Source organism: Clostridium sp. (assembly GCF_032552055.1).
GTDB lineage: Bacteria > Bacillota > Clostridia > Clostridiales > Clostridiaceae > Clostridium.
The window spans coordinates 20994-32281 of record NZ_JAWGSV010000008.1; the positions used below are offsets into that span (position 1 = coordinate 20994).

The window sequence follows — 11288 nt, forward strand, 5'->3', positions numbered from 1 at the left end:
AGCTATGAAAGAATTATCTAAGAGTGTGAGAAACGTTATGGTTATATTTCTATTTTGTTTTATAGCCCTAATATCATATATAGCATATTTCCAAGTCTTTAAAGGCCCTGACATAGCAAATGATACAGGTAACAGAAGACTTTGGGCAAAGAGAAATGAAGTCTTAAGAGGAACTATTTACTCAAGAGACGGAGAAGCATTAACTAATAGTGTTAGGATTGATAAAGATAGCCAAAGTAGGGAATATACTTATGGTGATTTATATGTTCACTCATTAGGATATATAGATGAAAGATTTGGACTAACTGGTTTGGAAGAAGAGTTCGATTCTGAGCTTTCAAAATATAATAGTTTCGGTAATGGATTAAGAAGCTTCTTAAGCGATTTTGATATAAAGAAGGCCTTTGAAAATAGAGATGAAGAAAAGGTTGGGAATGGTATTGTAACTACTTTAGATCACGATATACAAAAGGCTGCTTACGATGCTATGGGTGATTTAAAAGGAGCTGTGGTAGCTTTGAATCCTAAGACAGGAGAAATCCTAGCTATGGTTTCTAAGCCTACTTATGATCCTACTAATTTAGAGCAAACAATAGAAGATGCTAATACAGGAGTAGATGAAGAGTTTAAGCTTCTAAATAGGGCGGTTGATGGTATGTATCCACCTGGATCTGTATTTAAAACTGTAACATTAGCAGCAGCGTTAGAAAATGATCCTAGTATAGTAAATAGAACTTTTAGTGATACAGGTAAAATTACTTTCCCTGATGGTAGAGAATTAAATAACTATATGATGCAAGCTCATGGAGATCTTAGCTTACAAATGGCATATAGGGTTTCTAGTAATGTAGTTTTTGGAACATTAGCTATGGAAATGGGAAATGAAAAGCTTAAAGAAGTATCTGAAAGATTTGGATTCAATTCAAGGATTAATGGAACTGGCGTAAGCATACCAGCAAGCAAATTCCCAACATTAAAGCCTGAAGAAATAGGTAACATTGCTCAAAGTGGTATAGGTCAAGGTAGTGTATTAAGTACACCAATGCAAATGGCTATAGTAGCAGCAACTGTTGCAAATGATGGAGTCTTAATGCAACCTAAATTAGTTAATAAAATAGTAGATAAGGATGGAAATACTATAAAAGAATATCCAAATAAAGCTTTAAAGGAAGATGTAATATCTAAGGATATTGCAGGTACTGTTAAAGAGTATATGGGATATTTAGTATCTAACAATATATATAGATGGCCAGCCTTCGATGGTACAAATGCTGGTGGTAAAACTGGTACAGCTGATTATATGTTAGAAGATGGATCAGAAGGAATACCTCATGGATGGTTTATATCCTTAGCACCAGTAGATGATCCGCAAATTGCAGTAGCTGTAATAGTTGAAGAAGGTGAAAATGGAGCAGGTTCAGCAGCAGATATAGCATCGAAAGTAGTTAGAATGGCAACACTAGGCTATTGATAATGAAAAATGAAGAATTAAGAATGAAAAATTGAGGATGTGATTTTTTCAAAATCACTCAAAATAAAGTTTTTATTAAAGGGCTGCTTTTGCAGCCTTTTAATATTTAATCTAAAAGTTGTCAATAACGGCTTTTTTCCACCATTTTTTCATTTTTTAATTCTTGAATTAATTAATTAATTAATTAATTCTTTAATTCTTTAATTCTTTAATTTTTCTTCTGTGTGTTCGGAAGTAAATTTTCTTACATACTAAGGCTAGGTGGAACAAATCAATTAACCCTAAGCATATATTAAAATATGACAAATTTTCAATACGAAAGGACAAAAGGAGACATTATTTATGTTTAGGGTTAAGGGTTTAGAAGTTGAAGGTTGCTACTTAATTACGCCAACAGTATCTATGGAGAGTACTTGCGATTTAATTAAAATTTTTAGTGAAAGTCAGTTTAATATATATGGATTAAGTACAGAATTTAAAGAGGAGTATTATGCAATAGCGAAATCAGGGACTGTAAGAGGTATGCATTTTCAATTGCCACCAGAGGGACATGATAAATTAATTACATGTATAGTTGGGGAAATCGAAGATGTAGTAATTGATTTAAGAAAAGAATCAAAAACCTTCGGAAAGTTTACTAAGGTAAATCTCAATGAAGAAAATAAAAATTTAATATATGTTCCATCAGGGTGTGCTCATGGATATTACATTAAGGGAAATAAAGAAGCACTAATTTATTATAAAGTTACTAAGCCTTTTATAAGAAGCTTAAGGGGAGGAGTTCACTGGAATTCCTTAGATATACCTTGGAGTTTTGATTATAACAAGGTTTTAGTTGAGAATGAGGACACAACTTGGCCAAAGTTTGAAGATTTTACTTCGCCTTTTTAATTAAGAGAGATAAATTTTTCTACTAAAATCTAGAGGAGATAATAAAACTATATGTAAATTATCTCTTTTAGAGTTACTTTTCTATTGTATTATTTATTAGTAGTGATAAAATTAATCTTGCAAAATGATTATTTGGAGGAGTAATTTAAATGTTTGATTTTGAATACCATTTAAAAAACCTACCAGAAAAGCCAGGAGTTTACATAATGAAAAATAGTCTTGGTGAAGTAATTTATGTAGGTAAGGCAAAAGTTTTAAAAAACAGAGTAAAAAGTTATTTTCAAAATTCAAAAAATCACTCTGAAAAAGTAAAAGTAATGGTAAAGAATATTTCTGAATTTGAGTATATAGTTACTGATTCTGAGATGGAAGCTTTAATTTTAGAATGTAACTTAATTAAAAAATATAGTCCTAGATATAATATTGCATTAAAGGATGATAAATTTTATCCATTTATAAAAATAACTAATAATGATGATTTTCCTAGGGTCTTTGTAACTAGGAAATATGCAAAGGATGGAGCGAAATACTTTGGACCATATACAAACGGAACAGCAGTATATGAAACTATAACTCTAATTAATAAGATATTTCCATTAAGAACCTGCAAATTATTAATTAATGAAAATAGTACTCCAGTTAGACCTTGTTTAAATTATCATATAAAAAAATGTGATGCTCCTTGTGCAGGTTATGTTACAAAAGAAGAATACGGTAAAATGATAAGTGATATCATGGATATACTTAATGGAAAAGATAAGACAATAGTAAATTCGTTGAAAAAAGAAATGGAAGATGCCTCAAAAGAATTAGAATTTGAAAAGGCAGCTAAGTTTAGAGATAAAATCCTTGCAATTGAAGCTATAGTTGAAAAGCAAAAGATATTTAAGACTATGGAAGGTGATGAGGACTTCATAAACATTTATGAGGATGAAAAGGATAGTTGTATTCAAGTATTCTTCTCTAGAGATGGTAAGATAATTGGTAGAGAGCATTTTATCTGTGAAAATACTGCTGGTGATGAAGTAGGCGAGGTATTAGAGGACTTTATTACTTCATTTTACGGTGGTACGGCAAAGGTGCCTAAAACAATCTATTTACCATATATAAATGATACTGAGCTTATTGAGGAGTTTTTAACTATTAAAAGAGGGGCTAAGGCTTGGGTTAAGATACCTCAAAAGGGACAAAAGAAAGATATGCTTGAGATGGTTAAGAAAAATGCTAAAATTACTCTTGAGCAATTTAAAGATAAGTATTTAAAAGAAAAAGAAATAAATAGGGTTTCTCTACAAGAACTTCAAGATATGCTAGATTTAGATGAACCACCTTTTAGAATAGAATCATATGATATATCTAATATTCAGGGGGTTGATTCAGTTGGTACTATGGTAGTTTTTGAAGAAGGAAGAGCTAAAAATAGTGATTATAGAAGATTTAAGATAAAGTCCGTTAAAGGTGCTAATGACTATGATAGTATGAGAGAAATTCTAGAAAGAAGATTTAAACATGGACTTGAAGAAATAAAGAAGATCCAAGATAAGCAACTAAATTTTTCAAGTGGTAAATTCTCTAGTTTCCCAGATCTTATTATGATGGATGGGGGTAAGGGACAGGTAAATGTAGCTTTAGAAGTTTTAGATAGTCTAAATATAAGCATTCCTGTTTGTGGTTTAGTTAAAGATGATAAGCACCAAACTAGAGGTATAATTTATAATAATAATGAGTTAATTATAAATAGAAGTTCGAATTTAATGCAAATGATTAGAAGAATACAAGATGAGGTTCATAGATTTGCAATTACATATCATAGAACCTTAAGAGATAAAAGAACACTACATTCTATATTAGAGGATATTCCTAATGTTGGAGAAAGACGAAGAAGAAATCTTTTAATGAAGTTTGGAAGTGTTGAAAATATAAAGAATGCAACCTACGAAGAGCTATTGGAAACTCCAAGTATAGACAAGAAAGCGGCTAATAGTATAATAAGTTACTTTAAGACAGAGGAAAAAAAGTAACAAAGTGATTATAAATTAATTATAATATACAAATATGGCTTTAATGGGTTGTTAATTAATAAATTTTAATTTATACTATGTAAGTATTACTGGTTATTTATAAGGAGTTAGGTATGAATCAATATAAGAAATTTGAAGGCTTATTTAAAGAGTTTTATAAAAGCGAAAATGTTATTGTAGATGCAGAAATGAAAAATTATGTTCATTTCAGAGTTGGTGGCCCTGCTGATATTCTATTAATTCCTGAAAATAAAGATCAAGTTGTAAAGACTATAGAAATATGTAAGAACAACAACATACCTTACTTTGTAGTAGGAAATGGGTCAAACCTTTTAGTGAGAGATGGCGGAATTAAAGGTGTAGTAATAAAATTTAATGAAGTAAAAAACATTACAGTTCAAGGTGAAGTAATTGAAGCTGAATGTGGAGCTATGCTGAAAGATGTATCTAATGAAGCTTTAAATAATTCTTTGACAGGTTTTGAATTTGCATGTGGTATACCTGGAACTATAGGTGGAGCTGTGTTTATGAATGCTGGAGCCTATGATGGAGAAATCGCTCATGTAATAGAGAGTGCTGAAGTTATAGATAACAATGGTGAAATTAAGGTTTTATCAAAGGACGAGTTAGAGTTAGGTTATAGATCTTCAGTAGTAATGAAGAAAAACTATATTGTTTTATCAGCTAGGTTTAAATTAAAGCATGGTGAAGTTAGAAAGATAAAGGAAATTGTTGATGATTTAACTAATAAGAGAGAATCAAAACAACCTTTAGAATATCCTTCAGCAGGAAGTACTTTTAAAAGACCAGTAGGTTATTACGCTGGTAAATTAATTCAAGATGCTGGATTAAAAGGATATGGAATAGGTGGAGCGGCTGTTTCAGAAAAACATTCAGGTTTTGTTATTAATAAAAGCAATGCAACTGCTAAAGATATATTAGATTTAATAGCACATATTCAAAATGAAGTTAAAGATAAATTTGATGTTGAGCTTCACCCAGAAGTTAGAATAATTGGTGAAGATAAAAAGTAAAAATGGATTATAAATAAAGCTTCCCATAGTATAAGTTTCTATACAGTAGATAGCTTTAAGTTCAGCAACTTATACTATTTGGAAGCTAATATATTTTATAATATATATACCTAGTAAATCTAAAGGAAAAAGCTAGATGATATTTGGTTTTAAAAATACTCTATATTTAAGTAAGAGAAGTTACTTAAATATAGAGTATTTTTATTTTATATATGGAATCTTCTATTATTTATATTAGAACTACAAAGAAATAAATTCATATTTGATATTTGAGTATTAAATTGAATTTATAAGTATAAAGTTAGATTTACTTTAATTATATTTGCATAAGATATGAATAAGTAAAATTAAAAAATTAACAAATCATTGACAATTATTAAGTGGTATAATATACTATATTTAAAGTTAATAATAAATGCTTTGGGGGTAATGTATATGAGAAAATTTTATGTTAAAGAAAGATTAATAGCTTTGGGAGCCAAGTTTGATATTTATGATGAAAATGACAATAGGGTTTTTATTGCTGAAGGAGATAAGTTTGATATAGGTAAAAATATAAGCTTATATGATTCAAACAATAGGAAAATATTATATTTAAAACAAAAGTTTAGAATAGGAGCTCATAAATATATTGCATATGATGAAAATATGCATGAAATAGCTGTTATAGATAAAAGTATTATGATTCCTGAATATAATATATCAGGAATATATGGAGATATGGTAATGGAAAGTGCTAGTGTTTGGGGAAGGCATTATGAGATAAAAATTGCAGGAACAGTAGTAGGAAGAATAGATAAAGAATTTACTTTTGGAAGAGACAGATATTTTCTAGAGGTATTAGATGAAACTTATACAACATTTTTTATTGGATTACTTATTATGATTGATATGGTAAGATTCCATAACAACAATTAATAATAAAATTAGGAGGAGTTTATAGAATGGCACATGAAGTAGATTATGAAATTAAGGGGAATGAAATGCAGTTTGTGGAGATTGAATTAGATCCAAGAGAAACGGCGGTAGCAGAATCAGGAGCAATGATGATGATGGATAATTATATAACCATGGATGCTATCTTTGGAGATGGTAGTGAAAAATCTCAAAGTGGGGGGTTCTTTGGTAAGCTTGGAAGTGCTGCCAAAAGAGTGATCACTGGTGAAAGCTTATTTATGACTGCCTTCACCAATACTGGAATGACAAAACAAAAAGTTGCTTTTGCAGCACCTTACCCAGGTAAGATATTGCCTATGGATTTAAGATCTTATGGTGGAAGATTAATTTGCCAAAAAGATTCTTTTTTATGTTGTGCTAAAGGAGTCAGTATTGGAATAGCCTTTGCTAAAAAGTTAGGTACAGGATTCTTTGGTGGAGAGGGATTTATACTACAAAAGCTTGAAGGAGATGGATTAGCATTTATTCATGCAGGTGGAACTATAGTAAAGAGAACTTTAATGCCAGGAGAAATTTTAAAAATAGATACAGGTTGTTTAGTTGCAATGACTCAAAATGTTAACTATGATATACAATTTGTAGGTGGAATAAAAAATGCAGTTTTTGGTGGAGAAGGATTATTCTTTGCAACATTAACTGGACCTGGAGAAGTTTGGATTCAAAGTTTACCATTTAGTAAACTTGCATCTAGAGTATATGCATCAGCACCTCAAAATATGGGGAAATCAGTTGATCAAGGAAGTGTACTAGGATCTTTTGGAAATATATTTGAAAGGTAGGGGTGGAAACTTTTCTCTGATTTATATATAATTGAAAGAAAAGTATATTACAATAAATAACAAAAGGGGGAAGAGCTGGCGCTCAATGAAGAATTAAGAATGAGTAATTATTAATTGTTAATTGAACTTTAGTTCGGTGTAGGATGGAGTATAAAGTTAGAGAAGAAATTAAAAAGCTTAGTAAGTATGTGGCAGGAAAGCCGATATCAGAAGTGAAGAGGGAATATGGAATAGATAGAGTTGTAAAGCTTGCATCTAATGAGAATCCATTGGGAACCTCAGATAAGGTTAAGAAGCTTATAGTAGAATTAGTTAGTGAAATGAATATGTATCCAGATGCATCTTCATATGATTTTAAGGAAGCGTTAAGTAAGAAGCTTAATGTAACAAGGGATATGATTTTCTGTGGGGCAGGATCGGATTCTTTAATTAATGTAATATGTGAAGTTTTTTTAGATAAAGGCGATGAAAGCATAATGGCTGAAATCACCTTCCCAAGATATGAAAGCAATACAATACTAATGGGAGCAACCCCTGTTAAAATACCACTAAAAGATAATGGGTTAGATATAGAAGCTATGGTTTCAGCTATTACAGATAAAACAAAAGTTATTTGGTTTTGTAACCCAAACAATCCTACAGGTGGTATATTTACTAAAACAGAATTTGATAAGGTAGTTGGAAAAATTCCTAAAGATGTAATTATAGTTATGGATGAAGCTTATGGAGAGTATGTAACTTCAAATGATTTTCCTAACTCTTTAGAATTATTAAAGGAGTATCCTAATATGATAATATTAAAGACATTATCAAAGGCTTATGGATTAGCTTCTTTAAGATTTGGATATGGAATAGCTAAAGAGGAAATAGTTGATTATATAAATAGGGTTATAAACTCTTTTGATGTTAACTTATTTGCTCAAAGAGCGGCTTTAGTAGCTATAGAAGATGAAGAGTTTATAAGTGCTGTTAAAGAGTATAATGCTAGGGAAAGAGAAGTATTATATAATGCATTTAAAGAAACGGGACTTGAATATATACATTCAGAGGCTAATTTCATTATGGTAAATGTAAATGGAGATGATAAGTCAATACATGAATATTTATTAAGAAATGGTTATATAATAAGACCAGGTTACTTATTAGATATGCCAGGATGGATAAGGGTAAGCCTTGGGACTAAAGAACAAAATATAGAGTTTTGTGATTTATTAAAAAAGGCTATTGAAAATAGAGATAAATAATTTAGTGGAGGAAAGTTAAGGCTTTTCTCCTTTTTAAATATTGAAATTTATTAAATTAGTAATGTTATTATGATATAATTTAAATATAAAATTAAAAGTTAAGGGAGGTAATTTTGGTGAGATTTATAATAGTAACAGGATTATCAGGAGCAGGTAAAACAGAAGCAACAAGAAGTCTAGAAGATATGGGATATTTTTGTGTAGATAACCTTCCTCCAAAACTAATACCGAAATTTGCTGAGGCTTGTGTTCAAAGTCAAGGAAAAATAGATAAAGTCGCACTTGTTATTGATATTAGAGGTGGAATTTTCTTTGACGATCTATTTGAAAGTCTTAACTATTTAAAGGCTCAAGAGTTCAAATATGAAATATTATTCTTAGATGCTTCAGATGAAGTTCTAGTTAAGAGATTTAAGGAAAGTAGAAGAAGCCACCCTTTAGCACCTGGGAGTAGAATAATTACAGGTATAAATGAGGAAAGAAAGAAGCTAAGAGAAGTTAAAGATAGAGCAGATATAATAATAGATACTTCTAAGTATGCTATTAAAGACTTAAGAGAAGAAATGAATAAAAATTATGGGAATGCACAGCAGCCTGAAAAGGATCTTTCAATAACTGTTTTAAGCTTTGGGTTTAAATATGGAATTCCGGTAGATGCAGATTTAGTTTTTGATGTAAGATTTATACCAAATCCTTTTTACATACCTAAACTTAAGCCTTTCTCTGGAAATGATGAACCAGTAAGAGATTATGTTTTAGCCCAAGAAGAAACTAAGGGGTTTATAACAAAAACGGATGATTTATTAGAATTTTTAATTCCTTATTATAAGAAAGAAGGAAAAAGGCAATTAATTGTATCTGTTGGATGTACAGGTGGAAGGCATAGATCAGTTGCAATAGCAAACTCATTATATGAAACATTAGCTAAGAGAAATTATAGTGTCTCTGTAGAACATAGAGATATTAGGGAGGATGTACACCAAGGAGCTAAGAAACTATGAGAATTAAAGACTGGTTGAGGCCAGGTGTTAAAATAAAGCGGTGGTTATTCTTTGGGATATTTGGAATATTATTAATTGCTTTTGGATTCACAGAGCTTGCTGTAAGAAGAGTTTATGATGTTTACTATAAGATATTTTATATATTCTTAAATATAACAGGAGTACTTGTTATATATATTTCAGTTGTTGAAAGTATGAAGTCTATAATTGCCCTAAATAACAAGGGATATATTCAATTATCAATTGATAGTAGAAAGATGGAAAACTTAATATATGAAAAAAGATTATTAGTAAAAGGACCTAAGATAGTGGTTATTGGTGGAGGCACAGGTCTTTCCACTATGCTTAGAGGGTTAAAGTACTATACTTCTAATATCACTGCAATAGTAACAGTTGCTGACGATGGTGGTGGGTCTGGGGACTTAAGAGAGGACCTAGGAATGTTGCCACCAGGAGATATAAGAAACTGTATATTAGCATTGGCAGATACAGAGCCTCTAATGGAAGAGCTACTTCAATATAGATTTCCTGATGGGAGGCTGAAAAACCAGAGCTTTGGTAACTTATTCTTAGCAGCAATGGATGGAGTAAGCGATAACTTTGAGGATGCAGTTCAAAAAATGAGTTCTGTACTAGCAGTTACTGGGAAGGTTGTACCAGTAACTTTAGAAGATATGAAGCTTGTAGCAAGGCTTGAAAATGGTAGTATCGTTGAAGGGGAATCCCAGATACCAGAGGAAGCAATAAAGCAAAACTCAAGAATAAAACAGCTTATGATAGAACCTAAGGATGCGAAGCCATTAAAGGATGCACTAAAAGCTATAGAAGAAGCTGATGCAATAGTTCTAGGACCGGGTAGTCTTTATACTAGTGTAATACCTAATCTTTTAGTTAAGGATATTTCTGATTATATTAGAAAAAGTGATGCTATAAAGATTTATATTTCTAATATTATGACTCAACCTGGAGAAACACATGGTTTTAAAGCTTCAGACCATATAAAGGTTTTAAAGAAGTATGGTGGTAGAGGTATAGTAAACTATGTAATAGCAAATAGGGGAGATATACCTGCAGATGTTAAAGAAAAGTATTTAAAAGATGGATCTCAACTAGTTGATTTAGATAGTAAGGAACTTAAAAGTCTAGGAGTCGAAGTTATAGAAGCTTCTTTAGCTAAGATTGAAAAAGGTTATGTAAAGCATGATTCAGAATATTTAGCTGAAGTTTTAGTAGATACTATAATGGAAAAGAAACTTTTATATGATAGGAAGAAAATTATTGAATATATGTATGTTTCTCAAAAAATAAAAGAAAGAGACAAAAAAAGTAAGTAAGTTCAAACAAGAAGATTGTGGAAAAATGGAATATTTTCTATTTTTCGACAGTCTTCTTTTTGTTTTTATTGGTAATTATTTGTTGAAATTCGGCAATGGTTATAAGAAATATAGAAGAATATTAAATATTTTGTTAAAATATAGTATATTAAGAAAAATTTAAAAACATGGTGTTGAGGCAAAGGGGATTTATCGTATGGTTGTTTTAATGATTTTTATTGAGATGATGCTAAATGTTATACTTTACAATGGTCTATTTAATGACGGAAAAAAGAAAAACTTACTGAAGTATTGTATAGTTGTTGCTATATGTAGCTATTTATTTTATAGTTTTAGTGAATTAAACACTTTATTTGTCTATGTAGTTTTATTAGTTTTAGAAATAATGGCAATAGCGTATATAGATAAAAAGGATAAGAATTTAACTTTGACAGAAATGATTCTTTGTGTAGTAGTTACTTTTGTTCTTCAGAATTCTATGGTTACCATTTTATATTTTATAACAGGTCTTACTAAAGAACTAAGATATATTCATTTATTACTATATGGGTTAAGC

At 30.3% G+C, this 11288-nt stretch carries 9 protein-coding genes and 1 pseudogene; all 10 read left to right on the forward strand.

The features are described from left to right. The first annotated feature begins 4 nt into the window (after window positions 1-4). Window positions 5-1471, forward strand: a complete 1467-nt coding sequence (locus E6248_RS01360; protein ID WP_316339057.1) for a penicillin-binding protein 2 — start codon at window positions 5-7, stop codon at window positions 1469-1471. A 342-nt stretch (window positions 1472-1813) separates the two neighbouring features. Then, the gene (locus E6248_RS01365; protein ID WP_316339058.1) at window positions 1814-2362 is read left to right on the forward strand and encodes a dTDP-4-dehydrorhamnose 3,5-epimerase family protein; all 549 of its coding nucleotides are present in this window, start codon (window positions 1814-1816) and stop codon (window positions 2360-2362) included. Window positions 2363-2511: 149 nt separating this feature from the next. Continuing rightward, window positions 2512-4383 (forward strand): excinuclease ABC subunit UvrC, encoded by a 1872-nt coding sequence (gene uvrC, locus E6248_RS01370; RefSeq protein WP_316339059.1) that lies wholly within the window; start codon window positions 2512-2514, stop codon window positions 4381-4383. Between the two features lie 113 nt (window positions 4384-4496). Then, window positions 4497-5417, forward strand: a complete 921-nt coding sequence (gene murB / locus E6248_RS01375) for a UDP-N-acetylmuramate dehydrogenase (RefSeq protein WP_316339060.1) — start codon at window positions 4497-4499, stop codon at window positions 5415-5417. Window positions 5418-5852: 435 nt separating this feature from the next. Further along, window positions 5853-6335 carry an LURP-one-related family protein gene (locus E6248_RS01380; RefSeq protein WP_316339061.1) on the forward strand — a complete coding sequence of 161 codons (483 nt, stop codon included), beginning with the start codon at window positions 5853-5855 and terminating at the stop codon, window positions 6333-6335. A 26-nt stretch (window positions 6336-6361) separates the two neighbouring features. After that, on the forward strand, window positions 6362-7153 hold the full coding sequence (locus E6248_RS01385) for a TIGR00266 family protein (protein ID WP_316339062.1): 792 nt from the start codon (window positions 6362-6364) through the stop codon (window positions 7151-7153). A gap of 143 nt (window positions 7154-7296) precedes the next feature. Continuing rightward, a complete protein-coding gene (gene hisC, locus E6248_RS01390; RefSeq protein WP_316339063.1) occupies window positions 7297-8397 on the forward strand; it encodes a histidinol-phosphate transaminase in 1101 nt (366 codons plus the stop codon). 116 nt (window positions 8398-8513) lie between these two features. Further along, window positions 8514-9398, forward strand: a complete 885-nt coding sequence (rapZ, locus tag E6248_RS01395) for an RNase adapter RapZ (protein ID WP_316339064.1) — start codon at window positions 8514-8516, stop codon at window positions 9396-9398. Beyond that, a complete protein-coding gene (locus tag E6248_RS01400) occupies window positions 9395-10732 on the forward strand; it encodes a YvcK family protein (RefSeq protein ID WP_316339065.1) in 1338 nt (445 codons plus the stop codon). Before rapZ ends, E6248_RS01400 begins: the two co-directional genes overlap by 4 nt. Window positions 10733-10928: 196 nt before the next feature. Continuing rightward, window positions 10929-11288: pseudogene (locus E6248_RS01405) on the forward strand (ATP-binding protein); the annotation flags it as partial.

What these genes read in the sequence shown, in the direction of transcription:
- E6248_RS01360 (WP_316339057.1), top strand. Translation starts at nt 5, where the DNA reads ATGAAAGAATTATCTAAGAGTGTGAGAAACGTTATGGTTATATTTCTA.
- E6248_RS01365 (WP_316339058.1), top strand. Translation starts at nt 1,814, where the DNA reads ATGTTTAGGGTTAAGGGTTTAGAAGTTGAAGGTTGCTACTTAATTACG.
- uvrC (WP_316339059.1), top strand. Translation starts at nt 2,512, where the DNA reads ATGTTTGATTTTGAATACCATTTAAAAAACCTACCAGAAAAGCCAGGA.
- murB (WP_316339060.1), top strand. Translation starts at nt 4,497, where the DNA reads ATGAATCAATATAAGAAATTTGAAGGCTTATTTAAAGAGTTTTATAAA.
- E6248_RS01380 (WP_316339061.1), top strand. Translation starts at nt 5,853, where the DNA reads ATGAGAAAATTTTATGTTAAAGAAAGATTAATAGCTTTGGGAGCCAAG.
- E6248_RS01385 (WP_316339062.1), top strand. Translation starts at nt 6,362, where the DNA reads ATGGCACATGAAGTAGATTATGAAATTAAGGGGAATGAAATGCAGTTT.
- hisC (WP_316339063.1), top strand. Translation starts at nt 7,297, where the DNA reads ATGGAGTATAAAGTTAGAGAAGAAATTAAAAAGCTTAGTAAGTATGTG.
- E6248_RS01400 (WP_316339065.1), top strand. Translation starts at nt 9,395, where the DNA reads ATGAGAATTAAAGACTGGTTGAGGCCAGGTGTTAAAATAAAGCGGTGG.